The 18816-nt window shown below is 69.5% G+C and carries 12 protein-coding genes and 1 pseudogene; 6 read left to right on the top strand and 7 right to left on the bottom strand.

The features are described from left to right. Positions 1 to 8: 8 nt before the first annotated feature. From fxsA to fxsT, 4 genes are all read left to right on the top strand, one after another. A complete protein-coding gene (fxsA, locus tag ABT115_RS24890) occupies positions 9 to 206 on the top strand; it encodes an FxSxx-COOH cyclophane-containing RiPP peptide (protein ID WP_351793829.1) in 198 nt (65 codons plus the stop codon). Further along, positions 206 to 1414 (top strand): FxsB family cyclophane-forming radical SAM/SPASM peptide maturase, encoded by a 1209-nt coding sequence (locus tag ABT115_RS24895; protein ID WP_351793832.1) that lies wholly within the window; start codon positions 206 to 208, stop codon positions 1412 to 1414. The genes fxsA and ABT115_RS24895 overlap by 1 nt, the downstream gene beginning before the upstream one ends. After that, a complete protein-coding gene (locus ABT115_RS24900; protein WP_351793835.1) occupies positions 1411 to 2814 on the top strand; it encodes an aKG-HExxH-type peptide beta-hydroxylase in 1404 nt (467 codons plus the stop codon). Before ABT115_RS24895 ends, ABT115_RS24900 begins: the two co-directional genes overlap by 4 nt. 78 nt (positions 2815 to 2892) lie before the next feature. After that, entirely contained in the window at positions 2893 to 5886 is a 2994-nt protein-coding gene (gene fxsT / locus ABT115_RS24905; protein ID WP_351793838.1) for an FxSxx-COOH system tetratricopeptide repeat protein, read from the top strand. A gap of 104 nt (positions 5887 to 5990) precedes the next feature. Here fxsT and ABT115_RS24910 read toward each other — a convergent pair whose 3' ends face one another. The 4 genes from ABT115_RS24910 to ABT115_RS24925 form a co-directional block, all read right to left on the bottom strand. Continuing rightward, positions 5991 to 9830: a multifunctional oxoglutarate decarboxylase/oxoglutarate dehydrogenase thiamine pyrophosphate-binding subunit/dihydrolipoyllysine-residue succinyltransferase subunit gene (locus ABT115_RS24910; RefSeq protein ID WP_351793841.1), complete on the bottom strand. Its 3840-nt coding sequence runs from the start codon at positions 9828 to 9830 to the stop codon at positions 5991 to 5993. 257 nt (positions 9831 to 10087) lie between these two features. Then, positions 10088 to 11164, bottom strand: a complete 1077-nt coding sequence (locus ABT115_RS24915) for a HAMP domain-containing sensor histidine kinase (protein ID WP_351793844.1) — start codon at positions 11162 to 11164, stop codon at positions 10088 to 10090. Further along, complete coding sequence (locus tag ABT115_RS24920) at positions 11161 to 11898, bottom strand: response regulator transcription factor (protein WP_351793847.1); 738 nt, start codon at positions 11896 to 11898, stop codon at positions 11161 to 11163. The genes ABT115_RS24915 and ABT115_RS24920 overlap by 4 nt, the downstream gene beginning before the upstream one ends. Positions 11899 to 12121: 223 nt before the next feature. Beyond that, the gene (locus ABT115_RS24925; protein ID WP_351793850.1) at positions 12122 to 12814 is read right to left on the bottom strand and encodes a spermidine synthase family protein; all 693 of its coding nucleotides are present in this window, start codon (positions 12812 to 12814) and stop codon (positions 12122 to 12124) included. A 389-nt stretch (positions 12815 to 13203) separates the two neighbouring features. On the opposite strand from ABT115_RS24925, the gene lon reads away from it, so the two are divergent. Next, the gene (lon, locus tag ABT115_RS24930) at positions 13204 to 15672 is read left to right on the top strand and encodes an endopeptidase La (RefSeq protein WP_351793852.1); all 2469 of its coding nucleotides are present in this window, start codon (positions 13204 to 13206) and stop codon (positions 15670 to 15672) included. Between the two features lie 129 nt (positions 15673 to 15801). On the opposite strand, the pseudogene ABT115_RS24935 reads toward lon, so the two are convergent. Next, positions 15802 to 15954, bottom strand: a pseudogene (locus ABT115_RS24935) (polysaccharide deacetylase family protein); the annotation flags it as partial. A gap of 204 nt (positions 15955 to 16158) precedes the next feature. Continuing rightward, positions 16159 to 17016, bottom strand: a complete 858-nt coding sequence (locus ABT115_RS24940) for a lysozyme (protein ID WP_351793854.1) — start codon at positions 17014 to 17016, stop codon at positions 16159 to 16161. A gap of 228 nt (positions 17017 to 17244) precedes the next feature. Here ABT115_RS24940 and ABT115_RS24945 point away from each other — a divergent pair, with 228 nt between their 5' ends. Then, a complete protein-coding gene (locus ABT115_RS24945; protein WP_502969159.1) occupies positions 17245 to 17742 on the top strand; it encodes a MarR family winged helix-turn-helix transcriptional regulator in 498 nt (165 codons plus the stop codon). A 63-nt stretch (positions 17743 to 17805) separates the two neighbouring features. Here ABT115_RS24945 and ABT115_RS24950 read toward each other — a convergent pair whose 3' ends face one another. After that, a complete protein-coding gene (locus tag ABT115_RS24950; RefSeq protein ID WP_351793859.1) occupies positions 17806 to 18591 on the bottom strand; it encodes a protein phosphatase 2C domain-containing protein in 786 nt (261 codons plus the stop codon). Positions 18592 to 18816: the final 225 nt, after the last annotated feature.

Below are 18816 nucleotides of genomic sequence, written 5' to 3' on the forward strand. Positions count from 1 at the left end.
GAGGCGTGATGAGCGAGTCGACAGGCAACGGAGGGCCGGGCGGTGGGCCGTCCGGCGTTCCGGACGCCCTGCCGGATCTGCTGGAACTCGATCTGGAGGAGCTACGGACACTGGACCACCCGGTGCTCAGCGAGGTGGTCGCGGATCTCTGCGGCCGGACCGAGCAGCCTCGGGAAATGCTGTGGGGATTCAACAGCGCCTTCTGATGAGAGGAGCCCCCCGGCGCACGGAAACCGGTGCCGATGGCCGACTCCCGGTCCCCTTCGGGCAGTTCATCGTCAAGGTACACGGCCGGTGCAATCTCGCCTGCCGCTACTGCTACCTCTACGAGGGCCCCGACCACACCTGGCGTGCCCGCCCGGCTGCCGCCGCACCCGCCGTCCTGGACCGCGCCGCGGACCGGATCGCCGAACATGCGTCGGCCCACGGACTGCGCGACGTCGCCCTCGTCCTGCACGGCGGCGAGCCCCTCCTCGCGGGTGCCGGCCGGCTGGCCGCACTCACCGACCGGGTACGCGAGCTGGTGCCTGCGCACTGCACCGTCCACGCCACCGTGCAGACCAACGCCACCCTGCTCGACGAGGCGCGCGTCGCCACCCTCGCCCGGCACGGCATACGTATCGGCATCAGCCTCGACGGTGGTCTGGCCGCCCACAACACTCAGCGCACCGACCACGCCGGACGGCCCTCCTGGCCCGCCGCCTCGCGCGGCGCCCGGCTCCTCGCCGACCGGCACCCCGACGCGTACGCGGGCATCCTCACCGTCGTCGACCCGCAAACCGGCCCGGTGGAGATGTACGAGTCGCTGCTCACCCTGCGCCCACCGGCCCTGGACCTGCTGCTGCCGCACGGCAACTGGACGAACCTCCCACCGGGCCTGCGCGGTGCGGGAACGGCCCCCGCGGGGCCGGGCTCGGGCCGACCGACCCCGTACGGCGACTGGCTCATCACCGTCTTCGACCGCTGGTGGCCGGCCGCACACCGGGAGACCCGGGTGCGGCTCTTCGAGGAGTGCATCGCCCTGCTGCTGGGTCTGCCCGCCGCCACTGAATCCCTCGGTCTCGACCCCGTCAACGCGATCGTGGTCGAGACCGACGGGTCGATCGAGCAGGTGGACTCCCTCAAGTCCGCCTACGACACGGCCGCCGCCACCGGGCTTGACATCTTCCACCACACCTTCGACGACGCCCTGCGCCACCCCGGCGTCGCCGCCCGCCAGGCAGGCGCCGACGCGCTCGCCGCCGCCTGCCGCAGCTGCCCGCTGCTGACCGTCTGCGGCGGCGGCCACTACGCACACCGCTACCGCGCGGACAACGGCTTCACCAACCCGTCCGTCTACTGCGCCGATCTCGAACGGCTGGTGCGCCACATCGCGGGCCGGCTGTCCGACGCAACCGCAGGAGCACACCGATGAGCCCCCCACCGAGCTCCTCGCTCTCGGAGCGCATGCTGCGCCAACTCGGCAGCACCGAGGGCGACGTGGACACCCTCCGTGTCCTCGTGCGCGACCAGGACACCCGTCGGCTTCTCCTTCTGCGCGTGCTGCTCGACGCGGCCGAGGCCGCCCCCGCCACCATCTGCCCCCCTCGGGCACTCGACCGGCTGCACCAGGACTGGGCGCTGCTGGAAGCGTCCGAGCGCGCCGACCGGGCTGCCGTACGCACCGTCCTGCTCCACCCCTTCACGGGCCCCTGGGCGCAACGCTGCCTGCGCGGCCTCTCCGGCAATGCTCCCAGCACCGGACTCCGCGCCGATCTGGACCACTTGAGCGCTCTCGCCGCCGCGGCCGCGATCCGCGCGCAGGTCGCCTTCACGGCCCGGCTCACCGCACACGACGGACTTCTGTCGCTGCCCACCCTGGGTGCCCTCCGTATGGCCCCGGGGCCGGCCGACATCGTCTTCTCCGAAGGGGAATTGACGGTACTGGGCACCGATGACCGAGCGCCGGTCACCGTACATGCGGGGCGGGACGGCACCGTCTGCTCCGCCGACCCGCGCTGGCTGCCCGTGCTCGCCCTGCCCGCCGTGCTGCCGGGCGCCGGACCCGTACCCCTGGACGACGTCGACCCGTACCGCACCCACGGCAGCGGTCTCCGGCGCCACGGACTGAGCGCCGCAACCCACATCGACGATCACGAACGCAAGGCCTGGGCCGAGTCCTGGGCCGGAATGGAGCCCCTGCTCCGCATCGGCGGCGAGCACCGCCTCACCGAAGCGGCCGTCCTGCTGCGCTGCCTGGTGCCGCTCGGACCGCCACCCGGATCCGGGCCCCTCGGCAACGGTGTGGCGCACTGCAGCGGCACCAGGCGCGAGGCGTTCGGCGCCGTCCTCAGCAGCAAACCAGACACCCCCGCCTACTTCGCCTCGACCCTCGTCCACGAACTCCAGCACACCAAACTGGCCGCGCTCGGCTCCCTCGTACCGCTGCACCACGAGGACGCGACACCCCGCCACTTCGCCCCCTGGCGCTCCGACCCCAGACCCTTCGACGGCCTGCTCCAGGGCGCCTACTCGCACATCGCGCTGGCCGACTACTGGCAGCGGTTCGCACTCGGCACGCAGCGCGTCACCCACCGCGGCCTCGCCTGGGCCGAGCACGCTCGCTGCCGCGAACAGGTCGGGGCCGTACTGCCCGTGCTGGCCGGATCGGCGGCACTGACCCGCGAAGGCCGAATACTGGTCGACGAGATGATCACGCTCTACCACCGTCTGGACGATTGTCCGCCCCCCACGGGTCATCTCGCGCGCGCAAAGGCGTACGTGGTCACCGCCAAGGTGATATGGCAGCAGAGGAACGGCTCGCGAAGGCACTGAGCGACCGTGATACCAGCCGGAGCAGCCACGCTCCGGTGTATCTTGACAAGGCCCGTATCGAGGCAGGGAGATGGTTGAATGCCCGGAACGCGTAAGCAAGTTGAAGCAACCGGGGCGCAGACCGTCACCATCAGTTTCGCCGGCTTCAACCGCGCCTGGGCGGCGTGGATCGGAGACCGTCTGGAGCGCCGTGGAGTGACGGTCGTCCAACAGCGCTGGGACCCCCCGGTGGAGGATCCGCTGGAGGAGTCGCTGCGCGATCTGACACTGTCGCGCGGCCGCGTCCTGGTGATCCTCAGCGACTGGTACTTCCAGCTCGGCCCCCGCAGCCACGACGAGTGGAACAGGGCCCTGCGCGAGGTCGTCGCCCCCGACCCCGACCGCTTCGCCGCCGTCTGTGTCACCACCTCCGCGCTGCCCGGCGCCACCTCGGTCCTCGGCGCGGCCGACCTCACCAACGTCGGCGCCGACGAGGCCGAACGGCGCCTCCTCGCACGCCTTGGCCTGCCCACCGACCCGCTCCCCGAGTCCGTCGAGGTCAGGCAGACAATCCGGTATCCGGCCGACACCCCCGAGGTGTGGGGCGGGGTGCCGCGCCGCAACACCCGGTTCACCGGCCGTGAGGAACTGCTCAGCAAGGCGTACCGGGCCGTCCAGAACGCCGGACCCGGCGCCGGCGTCGTGACCCTGCACGGCATGTCCGGTGTCGGCAAGACCCAGCTGGCCGCCGAGTACGTCTACCGCTTCGGCTCCGAGTACGACGTCGTGTGGTGGGTGCCCGCCGACCGCCGCGCCCTCTACCGCCAGAAACTCGCCGAACTCGCCCCCGAACTGGGCCTGTCCACCGGCGCCGAGTACGGCGAACGGCTGCGCGCGGTACGTGACGCCCTGCGCCGCGGCGAACCCCACTCCCACTGGCTCCTCGTCCTCGACGGCGCCGACGAACCCGAACACATCTGGGACCTGGTGCCGACCGGCCCCGGACACGTCCTGATCACCTCCCGCAACCCGGAGTGGAGCGAACACAACAGCAACCTCGTCGAAGTCCCCGTCTACGACCGCGAGGAGTCGGTCGCCTTCATCCGCCGCCGGGCCCCGCGCCTGACCCCGGCCGAGGCCGACCGGCTCGCCGACGCCCTCGAAGACCTCCCACTGCTCCTCGACCAGACCGCCGGCTGGCTCAACGATTCCGACATGTCGGTCGAGGAGTACATCGAACTCCTCGAAGGCGGCATCGACCAGAACGTCGTCAAGGTCTCCGCGGACTTCCCGCTCGCCTTCCAGACCGCATGGTCGATACTGCTGAACAAGCTCAAGGACACCGTCCCCGAGTCCGTCGACCTGCTGCGCCTGTGCAGCTTCTTCGCACCCGGCTCCATCCCCGTACGGCTGTTGAAGGAAATGCCCCCCGGCGAACTGCCGGAACAGCTCTCCGGCCTGATGAACGACCCGCTGCTGTGGAACAGGGCGATCGGCCAGCTCCGCCAGTACTCCGTGGTCCGCCTGGAGTCCCACGAATCGGTCGTCGACGAGGCGTCGTCCGGCGAATCGCTCTACATGCACCGCATGGTCCACCAGATCATCGGAAAGGACATGCCGGAGCGGGACCGTCAGGAGTTCATCGACGTGGTCCGCCGGGCCCTCGCGGCGGCGGACCCCGGCCGGCCCACCGACACCCGTCTGTGGCCCGCCTACGCCGAGATCACCCCGCACCTGAAATGGGCCGACGTCCTCAAGAGCACCGACCCGGCGGTGCAGACCCTGGTACTCAACTGCCTGCGCTACATGTACCTCTCCGGGGAGTACCGGGCCGGCATCAAGCTGGGCGCACGGGCGATGGATGCCTGGCGGGAACTCCTCGGCGAGGACTACTCCAGGGTCTGGGACCTCCGATACCACTACGCCAACCTGCTGCGGGCCGTCGGCGACTACGCCGGTACGGAGGCCATCGAACGGGCCGCCGTCGACCATCTGCGTGCCGAACGCGGACCGCAGGACCTGGAACACCTGCGCGCCGCCAGCGGCCTCGCCGCCGACCTGCGCGGCCTGGGCCGGTACGACGAGGCGCTGAACATCTCCAGCTGGATCCTCGGCGCCTACCGCGAACTGCTGGGCGACCAGGACTCGCGCACGCTCAACGCGCAGAACAACCTGGGCACCTCGTTGCGTCTGCTGGGCCGGTACGAGGAAGCGCTCGATCTCAACCAGCGCACCCTGGAGGCCCGGCGCCGACTGCTGCGACCGCGCCACAGCTGGACGCTCTACTCCGAGATCAACTACGCCACCGACCTGCGCCTGCTCGGCCGGTACGGCGACGCCCTGTCGCTCCAGAACCAGAGCGCCCGGGTGCACCGGCTGGTCATGGGCCCCGACAACCCGCAGACCCTGCGCGCGGAGCACAATCTCGCGCTGTGCCAGTACCGCTCGGGGGAGCGAGCCAGGGCCGCGGCCATGTTCACCCGGGTTCTCGAACGGTCGGAGCGGGTGCTGGGCGAGGACGACCCGCTGACGATGATGTTCGCGGCCAGCCAGAGCTTCTTCGCCCGTGAGCACGCCGACATCGACCGGGCCAGGGACATAAGCGAGAAGGTCGTCGGCGGCTATGTGGACATGCTCGGCGAGACACACCCGTATGTGGCGGGTACCCGGGCCAACCATGCCCTGATCCTCCGCAATGTGGGGGAGCGGGACCATGCGCACACGCTTCTGGAGGAGGCGCTCGCCGACATGACGCGAGCCGTGGGAGAGAACCACCCCTGGACGCTGGGCTGCGCGATCAACGCCTCGGCGCTGCGCAACCTGGTGGGCGACCCGGAATCCGCCGCCGCACTGACGGACTCGGTCATCACCCGGGCCGTCGAGGTCCTCGGCCGGACCCATCCGCTGACCCTCTCCGCCCGGATCGCGCACGCCGCGGACCTGCGCGGCCTCAGGGATCTGCAGCGCGCGGACAAGGTCGAGGCGGAGGCGCTGGGCGACCTGGCGGCGACCCTGGGCGAGCAGCACGTCCACACGGTCTCGGCGCGTTCCCGCAACCGTCCGTACTGGGACTTCGAACCGCAGATGATCTGAAGCACTCGGACGCGGGCGCACATGCCGAAGGGCCCGGTTCCGCGATCAACTCGCGGAACCGGGCCCTTCGGCGTGCGTATAGCGACCGGTCAGGCCTCGAAGCGTCAGGCCTCGAAGACCTCGGCGACCAGCTGTGCCTGCTCGGCCTGGTGGCGCTTGGCCGAGCCGACTGCGGGGGACGAGCTGTGCGGCCGCGAGATGCGGCGCAGGCGCTCACCATGCGGGACGTCGGCGCCGACGGCCAGGTCCAGGTGGTCGATCAGGTTCAGGGCGATGAACGGCCAGGCGCCCTGGTTGGCCGGCTCCTCCTGGGCCCAGAGGTACTTCTCGGCGTTCGGGTACTTGGCGATCTCGGCCTGCACCTCGGCGCCCGGCAGCGGGTAGAGGCGCTCCAGACGGATGATCGCAGTGTCCGTGACGCCACGCTTCTCGCGCTCGGCCTCCAGGTCGTAGTAGACCTTGCCGGCGCAGAAGACGACCTTGCGGACGTCGCTCGCGTTCACCGAGTCGTCGCCGATCACCGGGCGGAAGCCGCCGGTGGTGAACTCCTCCGCCTTCGACGCGGCCGCCTTGAGGCGGAGCATCGACTTCGGGGTGAAGACGACCAGCGGCTTGTGGTGCGGGTTGTGCACCTGCCACCGCAGGAGGTGGAAGTAGTTCGACGGCAGGGTCGGCATGGCGACCGTCATGTTGTTCTGCGCGCACAGCTGGAGGAAGCGCTCGGGGCGGGCGGACGAGTGGTCCGGGCCCTGGCCCTCGTAGCCGTGCGGCAGCAGCAGCGTGACGCCGGAGGTCTGGCCCCACTTCTGCTCGGCCGAGGAGATGAACTCGTCGACGACGGTCTGCGCGCCGTTGACGAAGTCACCGAACTGGGCCTCCCAGATGACCAGCGACTCCGGACGGGCCAGCGAGTAGCCGTACTCGAAGCCCATCGCCGCGTACTCGCTGAGGAGCGAGTCGTAGACGTTGTAACGGGCCTGGTCGTCGGAGAGGTAGAGCAGCGGGGTGTAGTCCTCGCCGGTCACCTGGTCGACGAGGACCGCGTGCCGCTGACCGAAGGTGCCACGGCGGGTGTCCTGACCGGCGAGCCGGACCGGGGTGCCCTCCATCAGCAGCGAACCGATGGCCAGGGTCTCGCCCATGCCCCAGTCGATCGTGCCGTTCTCCACCGAGGCCGCGCGACGCTGCATCTGCGGCATCAGGCGGGGGTGGACGGTGATCCGGTCGGGGACGTTGACCTGGGACTCCGCGATGACCTTCACGACCTCCTGGGAGATCGCGGTGGTCACGGCGACCGGGAACTCGGGCTGGACCTCGGGGACGTGTGCCGGAGCCGGCAGCGAAGTGGCCTCGCGGACCTCCGCGAAGACCTTCTCCAGCTGGCCCTGGAAGTCCTGCAGTGCCTGCTCGGCCTCTTCCAGCGTGATGTCGCCGCGACCGATGAGGGACTCGGTGTAGAGCTTGCGCACCGAGCGCTTCTTGTCGATCAGGGTGTACATCTGCGGGTTGGTGAACTCCGGGTTGTCGCCCTCGTTGTGACCGCGGCGGCGGTAACAGATGAGGTCGATCACGACGTCCTTGTTGAACGCCTGCCGGAACTCGAAGGCCAGGCGCGCGACACGGACGACGGCCTCGGGGTCGTCACCGTTGACGTGGATGATCGGCGCCTCGATCATGCGCGCCACGTCCGTGGCGTACATCGAGGAGCGCGAGGATTCCGGGGCGGCGGTGAAGCCGACCTGGTTGTTGATCACCACGTGGACGGTGCCGCCGGTGCGGTAGCCGCGCAGCTGCGACATGTTGAGCGTCTCGGAGACGACGCCCTGGCCCGCGAAGGCCGCGTCGCCGTGGAGCGCGATGGGCAGGACCGTGAAGTCCGTGCCGCCCTTGTTGATGATGTCCTGCTTGGCGCGGGTGATGCCCTCAAGGACCGGGTCGACCGCCTCCAGGTGCGAGGGGTTGGCGGCCAGCGAGACCTTGATCTGCTCGCCGTCCAGACCGGTGAAGGTGCCCTCGGCCCCCAGGTGGTACTTCACGTCGCCGGAGCCGTGCATCGACCGGGGGTCGAGGTTGCCCTCGAACTCGCGGAAGATCTGCGCGTACGACTTGCCGACGATGTTCGCCAGGACGTTCAGCCGGCCGCGGTGGGCCATGCCGATGACGACCTCGTCGAGGCGGGCCTCGGCGGCGGAGTCGATGACCGCGTCGAGCAGCGGGATGACGGACTCGCCGCCCTCCAGCGAGAACCGCTTCTGACCGACGTACTTGGTCTGCAGGAACGTCTCGAACGCCTCGGCGGCGTTCAGCCGACGCAGGATCCGCAGCTGCTCCTCGCGCTCGGGCTGCTGGGTGCGCGTGCGCTCCACCCGGTCCTGGAGCCACTTGCGCTGCCTCGGGTCCTGGATGTGCATGAACTCGATGCCGGTGGTACGGCAGTACGACTCACGCAGCACACCGAGGATGTCGCGGAGCTTCATCATCGACTTGCCGGCGAAACCGCCGACCGCGAAGTCCCGCTCCAGGTCCCACAGGGTGAGGCCGTGCTCGGTGATGTCCAGGTCGGGGTGCTTGCGCTGGCGGTACTCCAGCGGGTCGGTGTCGGCCATGACATGGCCGCGGACCCGGTAGGAGTGGATCAGCTCGAAGACCCGCGCGGCCTTGGTCACGTCGTTGTCGTGCGAGGCGTCGATGTCCGTGAGCCAGCGGACCGGCTCGTACGGGATGCGCAGCGACTTGAAGATCTCGTCGTAGAACTCGTTCTCGCCGAGCAGGAGCTGGGCGACGATCCGCAGGAACTCGCCGGAGGCGGCGCCCTGGATGACCCGGTGGTCGTACGTCGAGGTCAGCGTCATGATCTTGGAGATGCCCAGCTTGTTCAGGGTGTCCTGAGAGGTGCCCTGGAACTCGGCCGGGTAGTCCATCGCGCCGACGCCCATGATGAGGCCCTGTCCGGGCATCAGGCGGGGCACCGAGTGCACGGTGCCGATGCCGCCGGGGTTGGTCAGCGAGGCGGTGACTCCGGTGAAGTCGTCCATGCCGAGCTTGCCGTTGCGGGCGCGGCGGACGATGTCCTCGTAGGCCTGCCAGAACTCGAAGAAGTTGAGCGTCTCGGCCTTCTTGATGGCCGCGACGACGAGTTGGCGGTCGCCGTTCGGCTTCACCAGATCGATGGCCAGACCGAGGTTGACGTGGTCCGGCTTGACCAGGGTCGGCTTGCCGTCCTTCAGCGCGAAGGAGTGGTTCATCGCCGGCATTGCCTTGAGGGCCTGCACCATCGCGTACCCGATGAGGTGCGTGAAGGAGATCTTCCCGCCCCGGGCGCGCTTGAGGTGGTTGTTGATGACGATGCGGTTGTCGAAGAGCAGCTTCACCGGAACGGCGCGGACGGACGTGGCCGTCGGCAGCTCCAGCGAGGCGTTCATGTTCTTCGCGACGGCGGCCGACGGGCCGCGCAGCGTCACGTACTCGGGGCCCGCCGGGGCCTCGGTGGCCTCAGCCGCGGCGGGCTTGGCCGGAGCAGGAGCGGCGGCCTTCGCGGCCGGAGCCGGCGCGGCCTTCGCCGGGGCTGCCGGGGCAGCGGCGGCGGGAGCGGCCTGTGCGGTCGCCGGAGCCGCGGGCGCGGCGGCCTTCGCGGCCGGAGCCGGGACCTGCGCTTCAGTGGGCCGGGGCGTGGCGTTCGGTGCGGTGGCGGCCGGGGCCGGGGTCACCGCGGCCCCTGCGGCTGCGGCGCCGGGAACGGGCTTGTCCGCCGTGCCGGACGTGCCCGGCTTGTAGTCGGCGAAGAAGTCCCACCAGGCGCGATCGACCGAACTGGGATCCTGGAGGTACTGCTGGTAGATCTCGTCGACGAGCCACTCATTGGGACCGAAAGCTGCGGCCGGGTTCGAATCCGGGTTGGCTTGGTCGGTCGAGATGCTCGAGTTACTGGGGGCCTGAGACGACACGGCGGCAACCGCCCTCTTCCGCTTCACAAGGTGATGGACAGCGGAAATCAAGGCTACGCCTCCCTGGCCGTTCCATGCAGGCCGGGCCGGTCTTCGTCGTGCAAGTCACACAGGAAGGCGGGTTTCGGCGCAGGAAATGGCGGGAAACAAGCATGGTTCCGCTTCACTCCGGGTACACGGGGCCGCAGCCACGGCCCCCTGGACCGTACCCCTTGGACAGAAGACGCAGAACATGCGCTTCCGCTTCGAACCCTATGTCAGCCTCGCGGTTGCCGGACCCCCGGAAGAGTGACCCGAATGCGGCAGCCGCGAGCAGATTCGGCCACGCCGATTCGTCCGCCGTGCAGATCCACCGCCCAACGGGCGATCGCCAGGCCCAGGCCCGTACCGCCGTCGCTGCCCGGACCGTGCGGGGACTGCACCTCGCCGCGGTTGAAACGCTCGAAGACCCGGTGCCGCTCGGACTCCGGAATGCCCGGGCCCTCGTCCAGAACCTCAAGTGCCAGGGATTCCGGTCCGGCCCCACGCCGGGCCAGCACGGTGACCCGGCCGTGCGGCGGGCTGTGCTTGACAGCATTGTCGATCAGATTGGCCACTACCTGGTGCAGTCGTTCCGCATCCGCGTGCGCGGTCAGCTCGGGCGGCGACACATCCAGATGCAGATGTACGTCCTTGCGGGTGTGATTCCCGGAACCGGAGGACAGCCGGCGGTGCGAGGCGGCGAGGTTCGCCTCCTTCAGCACACCCGACAGATACGGCCACACCTCGAAGCGGCGGGCCTTCAGCGTGACGACCCCGCTGTCCAGGCGGGACAGGTCCAGCAGCGTCTCCACCAGCCTGCCGAGCCGCTCGGTCTGCGTCAGTGCCGTACGCATGGTCTCCGGATCGGCCGAGGACACCCCGTCCACGACGTTCTCCAGCACGGCTCTCAGCGCCGCGATGGGTGTCCGTAGCTCATGCGACACATTGGCCACCAGCTCCTTGCGGTGCCGGTCCACGGCCTCCAGATCGTCCGCCATGAGGTTGATCGTCTGGGCCAGATCGCCGAGCTCGTCACGCCGGTCGGCGCCGCTGACCCGTCTGGTGTAGTCACCGTGCGATATCGACCGGGCCACGGTCGTCATCTCGTCCAGCGGCGCAGTCAGGCCGTGCGCCACGAACTGGGTGATCAGCAGGGTCGCGATCACCGAGAACACCGTGATGAAGCGCAGCTCCGTCCTGGTGCGCAAGGCCACCATCAAAAGCCCGGTGGTGATGAACACCGAGACCACCACGAGGGTGCCGAGCTTGGCCTTGACCGAGAAGGGGCGCAGTCCGGAACCGGGCCGGCTCATGGTGCAGGGGTCTCCAGGGCGTAGCCGACACCGTGCACGGTACGGATCCGCTCCGCGCCGATCTTCCGGCGCAGCGCCTTGATGTGGCTGTCGACGGTACGGGTGCCGGAGGCGTCCGCCCAGTCCCAGACCTCGGCCAGCAGCTGCTCCCGGGAGAGCACCGCGCGCGGGCTATTGGCCAGGCAGACCAGCAGATCGAACTCGGTCGGCGTGAGGTGGACGTCATCGGCACGCACCCGGACCCGTCGCTGCGCGTGATCGATCTCCAGTTCGCCGAGGCGGAGTATGCCGCTGCGCGGTGTCACCGCGGCGAGCGCGGCACGCTCGACCCGGCGCAGCAGGACGTGCACCCGGGCCGCGAGCTCGCGCATCGAGAACGGCTTGGTCATGTAGTCGTCGGCGCCGACCCCGAGGCCGACCAGCATGTCGGTCTCGTCGTCCCTGGCGGTCAGCATCAGCACCGGGACCGGCCGCTGGGCCTGCACACGGCGGCAGACCTCCAGGCCGTCGAAGCCGGGGAGCATGATGTCGAGCACCATCAGGTCGGGCTGCCATGCCTCGGCCGCGTCCACGGCTGCGGGTCCGTCGAGGGCGGTCTGCACCAGAAAGCCCTCGGCCCGCAGCCGGGCGGAAATGGCATCGACGATCGTGGCGTCGTCCTCGACCACCAGCACCCGGCGCTGCGCGCCCGGCGTGGCTGCGACACCATGGTGGGTGGTGTGTGTCTGTTCCATCGCCCCGCCCCTGCCCCGCTCTCACGAGGGCCATTCCCCCGGACGCACGGTCTTCGCTTGTGGATTTCGTGGGTGATCCCCATTACCGGTCAGCAGCGTAAAGGCAGGGGACTGCTCTCGGCTACGCAGGGTGTAACGGCTTGGGCGCGACGAAGTGGCGGAGTGTCGGCCTTGTGGCGCTTGGCCCCGGGCGTCCGGGGGCCCGGATACCCGGTGGGGGCTCTCAGCCTGTCCGAAGTGCGAGATGCACCACGTCGGGCACACCTCGGGCAACACTGATCTCTTCCGTCCTAACTCCGCTGAAACCGGCATTCCGCAAGGCTTGTTCAAACTCGGCGGACGGTTGTGCGGACCACACCGCGAGAACGCCGCCCGGTGTCAGTCGCTCCCAGCAGTCCGCCAGACCGGCGGGGGAGTACAGGCTCGTGTTGTCCTCGGTGACGGTCCAGTCCGGTCCGTTGTCGATGTCCAGGCACAGGGCGTCGTAACGGTCCGTAGTCGTACGCAGGTACGAAATGAGGTCCGTTGTCAGTATCTCGGTCCGCGGATCGGCGAGCGCCGCGCCGGAGATCCCGGCCAGCGGCCCCTCCAGATGCCAGTCCACGATCGCCTGCTCCCGCTCGACGACGGCGATCCGCCCCCATCGCGGCTCGGCGGCGGCCCGGACGAGCGAGAACCCGACCCCGAGACCTCCGATGAGCACCGCCGGTGCCGCCCGGTCGGCGGGCAGTGCGGCCAGCGCCGCGTCGATCAGCAGCCGCTCGGAACGCCCGTCGGAGGTGTCCATCAGAAAGCACCCGTTGGCGATGATCTCGAAGTCGTCACCCCGTTCCCGCAGAACGACCTCGCCGTACGGGCCTTCGCGGCGGTCGAGCGTGACGGGGCCGTGGATGTCGGGGCCGTTGATGTCGGGCATGGTGCGGATCTCCGGTGGATGGTGGACGCGGTCTCAGAGGCTGTCGGGTGGCCTCCGATCGGAAAGCGGACACGGTCTGGTGCGTGCGATCCCGGCAACGCGGGAAGCGTGCGCGGACGGACGTGGCCGTCCGATCAGAGGCCACCCGACAGCCTCTCAGCCATCCTGGCCGCTCGACGCGGCCGGAGCCAGCGGATTGCCGGATCTGCCCGATCCGTCCGGGCGGAGCGTGCGCCGTTGCGCGGCCCGGGGCGTGCGCCGTCGAGGGATGTCGCCTGCGGAGCGAGCGCATTCAGTCGATCGCTCACAGCGAACGTGCACCGGGGAACAATGGGCGGCTAAGGAGCATTGAGTCTGGATAGCTCAACTTGAATGCCGAAGGGGAGATCATGGCTATCGAGTCCGATGCGGTCACTCCGCTCACCCTGCCCGTGCTGCCGCTCGACGACGAGGTCGTGCTGCCCGGGATGGTGGTGCCTCTGGACCTGTCCGACCCCGATGTACGCGCCGCCGTGGAAGCTGCGCAGGCCGCAGCCCGCGAGGGCGGCGGCAAGCCCGAAGTGCTTCTTGTGCCGCGGATCGACGGGACGTACACCGGCACCGGTGTCATCGGCACCGTCGAGCAGGTCGGACGGCTTTCGGACGGGGATCCGGGCGCGCTCATCCGCGGCCGTGGCCGGGTGCGGATCGGGGCCGGGACCACCGGGCCGGGTGCCGCCCTCTGGGTGGAGGGGACACGGGTCGACGCGGTCGTCCCCGATTCTTCGCTGGCTTCGAACAAGCTCGGCCGGGGAGACGCCGTTCCCGGAGCCGCCGCCGAGCTGGTCAGGGAGTACAAGGCACTCGCCACCAGCTGGCTGAAGAAGCGCGGCGCCTGGCAGGTCGTGGACCGGGTCCAGCAGATCGAGGACATCTCCGCGCTCGCCGACAATTCCGGATACTCACCCTTCCTCACCACCGCCCAGAAGGTGCAGCTCCTGGAGACCGTGGACGCGGTCGCCCGGTTGAAGCTCGCCATCCAGTGGCTCCGTGAACACCTCGCCGAGCAGGATGTCGCCGAGTCCATCGCCAAGGACGTCCAGGAGGGCGTCGACAAGCAGCAGCGCGAATTCCTGCTGCGGCGCCAGCTCGAAGCCGTGCGCAAGGAGCTCGCCGATCTCAATGGCGATCCTGGTTCCGGCGCGGACGAGCCCGACGACTACCGGGCGCGCGTCGAGGCCGCCGATCTTCCCGAGAACGTCCGCGAGGCGGCGCTCAAGGAGGTCGGCAAGCTGGAGCGTTCCTCCGATCAGAGCCCCGAGGGCTCCTGGATCAGGACCTGGCTCGACACCGTCCTCGAACTGCCGTGGACCGAACGGACCGAGGACGCGTACGACATCCGCGGCGCCCAGGAGATCCTCGACGCCGAGCACGCGGGCCTGCAGGACGTGAAGGAGCGGATCACCGAGTACCTGGCGGTACGCAAGCGGCGTTCCGACCGCGGCCTCGGCGTCGTCGGTGGGCGGCGCGGCGGTGCCGTGCTGGCGCTGGTGGGTCCTCCGGGCGTGGGCAAGACCTCGCTCGGTGAATCCGTCGCGCACGCCATGGGGCGCAAGTTCGTCCGCGTCGCGCTCGGCGGTGTGCGGGACGAGGCGGAGATCCGCGGCCACCGGCGTACCTACGTCGGCGCCCTGCCGGGCCGTATCGTCCGGGCCATCAAGGAGGCCGGTTCGATGAACCCGGTCGTGCTGCTCGACGAGATCGACAAGGTCGGCTCCGACTTCCGGGGCGACCCGGCCGCCGCCCTCCTCGAAGTCCTCGACCCGGCACAGAACCACACCTTCCGGGACCACTACCTGGAGGTCGAACTCGACCTCAGCGACGTCGTCTTCCTGGCGACGGCCAATGTGCTCGAAGCCATTCCGGAAGCCCTGCTCGACCGTATGGAACTGGTCAGGCTCGACGGCTACACCGAGGACGAGAAGGTCGTCATCGCCCGTGACCACCTGCTTCCGCGCCAGCTGGAGCGGGCCGGTCTGGAGAAGGAAGAGGCGATGCTCGACGAGTCCGCGCTGCGCAAGCTGGCAGGCGAGTACACCCGTGAAGCGGGCGTACGAAACCTGGAGCGGGCCATCTCCCGGCTGCTCCGCAAGGTTGCCGCTCAGCACGAACTGGGCGACCGGGAGCTCCCGTTCACGGTCACCGAAGCGGATCTGCGAGGTCTGATCGGCCGGCCGCACCACGTCCCCGAGTCCGCCCAGGACCCGGCCGAGCGCCGTACCGCGGTGCCGGGCGTGGCCACCGGGCTCGCGGTGACCGGTGCCGGTGGTGACGTGCTGTTCGTGGAGGCGTCGCTGGCCGACCCGGAGACCGGGGCGTCGGGACTGACCCTCACCGGTCAGCTCGGCGACGTCATGAAGGAATCCGCGCAGATCGCGCTCGGCTTCCTGCGGTCGCACGGCGCGGAGCTGGAGCTGCCGGTCGCGGATCTGAAGGACCGCGGCGTGCACATCCACTTCCCGGCGGGCGCGGTCCCGAAGGACGGCCCGAGCGCCGGCATCACCATGACGACGGCGCTGGCCTCGCTGCTCTCCGGACGACTGGTCCGTACGGATGTGGCGATGACCGGTGAGGTCTCGCTGACCGGACGGGTGCTGCCGATCGGCGGCCTGAAGCAGAAGCTGCTGGCCGCGCACCGGGCCGGAATCACCACCGTGGTGATCCCGAGGCGGAATGAGGCCGACCTGGACGATGTCCCGGCCGAGGTCCTGGAAACCCTGGAGGTCCACCCGGTGACGGACGTCCGCCAGGTGCTGGAGCTCGCCCTCGCCCCGGCCTCCGCGGCCAGGCCCGAGGAGAGGATCCCGGCCGCGGCGTAGGTGCCATGGCGTGACGGGTGTGGCACCACGTGCACGACCGGTGCGGACGGCCCGCCTCTCCGGCAACGGGTGGGCGGGCCGTTCCGTGTGCGCCGGGCGTTCCCGCGCTTCGGGCCGCACGGCTCAGTCTCACGGGCGGTAGATGGTCCCCGGGACCGGCTCTGCGGGCGCCATCAGCTGAGGGACAGTGACGAAGGTGTGGCCCTGCTTCTTCAGCGCGTCGATGATGCCCGGCACGGCGGGCACCGTCCCCTTGTAGATGTCGTGCAGCAGGATGATGCCGTAGCTGAACAAGGCGCACGGCGTGCGCAGTGGAAAGGGCTATACGCACGGTGTATACGCTGAGTGTATAGAGGGTCCTCGTTGCCGGTTCGGAGAGAGGAATGCCTGTTCACGGGCGCGAACAGGGCAGAGCCCCGGCGACTGGGTGGGTCACCAGGGCTCTGCTGTGCGAAGCGTCGGACCGGGCAGGCGCGGCAGGCCGGCTCAGCCGTTCGCGAGAGCCTGTACGCGGTCGAGAGCGCCGTTGAAGCGGTCGTGGTCACCGACGTAGGGGCCGGACGAGGTGTACTGCCACATCGTGTAGTAGCTCCAGCCGGCCGGGAGTTCGCCGACCGTGGTGTTGTAGCGGGCCACCCACAGCGGGTTGGTGCTACCGAAGCTCGCGCTGTTCCCGGTGCAGGCCTGCCACCAGCTGGTCGCTGTGTAGATGACCGCGTCGCGTCCGGTGCGCGCCTTGTAGGTGTTCACGAAGTCACGGATCCAGGACACCATGCCTGCCGCGGTCTTGCCGTAGCACTGCGCGCCGTACGGGTTCCACTCGATGTCGAGCACGCCGGGCAGGGTCTTGCCGTCCTTCGACCAGCCGCCCCCGTGGTCCACGAAGTAGTTGGCCTGGACGGCGCCGCTCGTGGTGTCCGGGGTGGCGAAGTGGTACGCGCCCCGGATCATGCCGATGTTGTACGAGCCGTTGTACTGCTGGGCGAAGTAGGGGTTCGTGTAGTACGTGCCCTCCGTGGCCTTGGTGTAGGCCCACTTCACGCCGCTGTTCCAGAGTGTCGCCCAGCTGACGTTGCCCTGGTGGCCGCTGACGTCCACGCCTTCGGTCTGGACGGCGCGGGTGTCACGCGGCAGTCCGCCCTGGCCATCGTGGGCGACGACGCCCATGCCCATGGTGGCCGTGCCGCGCTCGGGCTTCTTGGCCGCGGCGGCGGTGTCGTGGGTGCCCGAGGCGCTCGCCGCGCCGGGCAGGGTGAGGAGTAAGGAGAGGGCTGCGAGCAGGGTTCCGGCCGCGGCGAAGCGCGAGCGACGGGATGGTCCGGATCTGGATCTGAGCACTGGCATGTGAGTGCCTCCGAGGCCTTGGTGGGGGGGACGTGCTGATCCCAGGGGGACGGTGGGCGAACCCCTGTTGGCATGCCATGGCGCGAACATGCCATGCATGACGCTACGCACGTAGACCCGCGCTGCGGAAGAGGGCCCCAGCGCTGCCGTTGGTCTACGCCTGCGAAATACTGGCCAAGCTGCGGCGATGACCAGCAACGAAAGAAACTTTCAGCGTTCGGAAAGCTCATGAGGGGTGTTGACGTGCACGGGAGCGAAAGCGGTAGTGAACCCGGCGCGACCGGAGAAAGTGGTGTGGACCACGCATTCCTTGCGCTGGAGCGGGAGTTGGCCGTCTTTCTGCGCCGGGCGCGCGCCAATTCCGGGGAAATGGCGCGCGAGGTACACCCCGAACTGGAGGCCGCCGCGTACGGACTTCTCGTACGGCTGGAGTCGGCCGGGCGGCAGCGAGCCACCGACCTCGCGGCCTACTTCGGGGTCGGCAAGGCGACCATGAGCCGTCAACTGCGTGCCCTGGAGGACCTCGGACTGGTGGCGCGCGAGCCCGATCCGGCCGACGGCCGGGCCTGGCTCGTCCACCTCACCGTCGAGGGACTGGCCCGCTATCGCAGCGTCCGCGACGCCCGCCGCGAACGCTATGTGCGCAAGCTCGCCGACTGGGACCGGGCCGAGGTGGCCGAACTGGCCCGGTTGCTGCATCACTTGAATGCCCGAGCCGAGGACTGACAGTGACCGCTTGACATCCACAGGGGCATCGCCCCGCCGTGGCCCGCCCTTCCCGGTAGGCCGTCACAGCACCGCGTAGACCGCCGTCGCGTCGTCGTGGGTCTTGCTGCGGCGCAGATATGTGCGCTCCGTGTCCGCGTCCTCCAGAATCCGGACGCGGTCGATCAGCCCCTGTGTCCCTTCTTTGTGGAGCACTCCGAGGCAGTCCGCCCAGTCGCCCTCCTGGAACATCTCGGTCCAGCGGGCTGCCCCGTCGGTCATCGCGGCCAGCGCCCGCACCTGGCCGAGCGGGGTGCGTCCGGTAACTGCGCGGGCCGCCACGGAGGGGTCTGCGGCGGCGGTGAAGAAGCCGCCCTCCTTGTTGCGCATTCGTGCGTCGGTGGTGGCTTCGCAGGCCAGCGAGCCCGGCGGTAGGCGGTCCAGCCGGTCGTCGAGGAGGGGGCGCACGGTCCCGTCGGGTGTCTCGAACAGCAGTACGGAATCGGAGAGCACCAGGTGCTCGATCTCGCGTTCGTCCCAGCGCACCATGACGACCGTTGCCTGCGGCGTTCTAACGTGAGAAAGGTCACACAGGGGGCGGTGTGCATCGGCGGTGTGCCGGATGGACTCGGCCAAGATCTCCTGGAGGGTCAGATCCCGTCGCGAACCGGACAGTTCAACCAGCGAGCCGCCCAGTCGTGCAGTGAACCAGGGGACGGAGTGCACACAGCCGTCGTCACCCTGAGGAGGAGTCACTCCGTCGAGCAGGATCAGCGTCCCGCCCTGGCCGGAAGCGGGCAGGGCGGTGGCAGCCCAGTCCTCGTTCGGTCGTTCGGCGCTACCGGCGACGGTGGCGAGTTCGATTCGCATCCAGCCAGTCTGCACGACGCCTTCACGAGCCCTGCACTGGCCGAGACCGGCCTGCGCCAGCAGGCCAGGCGGATGTCCGGAGCGGAAGGAAGGGCTCCGTGTGGCGTGCGGGCGGGCATCCTGCCAAAGCCTGGGCGGAAGTTCCAACCGGCGGTCAAGGTGTGCCGGACGCGCTCCAGGGGAAGACTTGTTCGTCAACTCCAGAGTGATGTTCACTCGTTCGGG

The sequence above is a fragment of the Streptomyces sp. NPDC001832 genome (assembly GCF_040297265.1).
In the GTDB taxonomy this organism is placed as follows: domain Bacteria; phylum Actinomycetota; class Actinomycetes; order Streptomycetales; family Streptomycetaceae; genus Streptomyces.